This window comes from Lysobacter sp. TAF61 (genome assembly GCF_052113485.1).
Taxonomy (GTDB): Bacteria; Pseudomonadota; Gammaproteobacteria; order Xanthomonadales; family Xanthomonadaceae; genus Lysobacter_J.
Window position 1 is genome coordinate 1 of sequence record NZ_JBFRDH010000022.1, and the last position, 1299, is coordinate 1299.

A 1299-nucleotide genomic window follows, 5' to 3' on the forward strand; every position below is an offset into this window, starting at 1 on the left:
CTAACGCCTGAGTTAAGCCGACATCAATCGCGTAGCGATTGGTGTTCGGCTTGAATGACCTGTTAGGCCTAGCGCCGCAACCGGAGCCAAGAACTGCGGCCGGCTGCTCTTCCATGACCTAACCCCCGGGCGGGAATGTATCAGCTCGCTGTGCCCAGCGCCGCCGAAGACCGGGGACCTGCCGAAGGGGGCAGACAGCCGCCGGCAATGAGCTCGACTGGGGGCGTTGTACGCATGACCGAAGCACAAAGCGGGCGAGCATGAGCCCCGATCGCCTCGCTCCCTCGACCTGGCCGCACGGCTGCGACTACGTGCCTAACGCCTGAATTAAGCCGAGCCGCGAAGCGGCTTCGGCTTGAATGAATTGTTAGGCCGCATCGGGCAGGACCCGGGCCGCCGTCTCCGGGGTGACCAAAACCTTGCTGCCAATTGGTATGTCTTGCTTTGTGAGATCAGGGAGCGAGACCGTGACCCGCCAATGCTTATCGATTGGAACACTTGGGTCTTTGATGAGGAAGTGCGTTTGGGAGAACTTTGCAATGGTGGTGAGCTGAGAACCGTCAGGAAGCTCGACGACAACCTCGGAAACGAAGTTCGCCCAACCAGTTCTAGGAAGGGAAAAGTCGGGTGCGAGAATCAATCCCAGCCTTGGGAGTTGGAAGTAGTCGTGGATCTTCAGGAGCTCGATGGACGTCATCTGCGGACCTAACGCCTGAGTTAAGCCGAGCCACGAAGTGGCTTCGGCTTGAATGAATTGTTAGGCCGCGCGCCCGGCAACGCCACGCGCGACAGCCCAAAGAAGAAGGGTGATGACAGTGAAAGAGAACCAAACCAACCGAGACCCAACAGGCCCAATCAGAAGCTGGCGAATGCGATCAGTCTCCCAGGCCGAAAGGGGCTCAGCGGCGTTGGCCTTGCGCAGCCGCGCCCAGCCGCGCGCGACGAATACAAAGACCGAGAGAAGCAAGAAGCATATGGCTACGATGTCCGGCCATGAGTCCCTGTCATCGATTTTGGAAGCAATCAGCAGCGCAGGAAATACACTGGCAATGGTCAGACCAAGTCCGAACCTTGCCCAAGATAGATTCAAAGTCCTGTCCATAGCTTCCTAGCGGCCTAACGCCTGAATTAAGCCGAGCCACGAAGTGGCTTCGGCTTGAATGACCTGTTAGGCCTAGCGCCGCAACCGGAGCCAAGAACTGCGGCCGACTGCTCTTCCATGACCTAACCCCCGGGCGGGAATGTATCAGCTCGCCGTGCCCCGCGCCGCCGAAGACCGGGGGCCTGCCGAAGGGGGAA

The 1299-nt window shown here is 59.4% G+C and carries 2 protein-coding genes; both read right to left on the bottom strand.

Going from position 1 to position 1299, the window contains the following annotated elements:
* Positions 1 to 367: 367 nt before the first annotated feature.
* Positions 368 to 697, bottom strand: a complete 330-nt coding sequence (locus tag AB4Y64_RS17645; protein ID WP_441817750.1) for a hypothetical protein — start codon at positions 695 to 697, stop codon at positions 368 to 370.
* A gap of 60 nt (positions 698 to 757) precedes the next feature.
* The gene (locus AB4Y64_RS17650) at positions 758 to 1102 is read right to left on the bottom strand and encodes a hypothetical protein (protein ID WP_441817751.1); all 345 of its coding nucleotides are present in this window, start codon (positions 1100 to 1102) and stop codon (positions 758 to 760) included.
* Positions 1103 to 1299 lie beyond the last annotated feature (197 nt).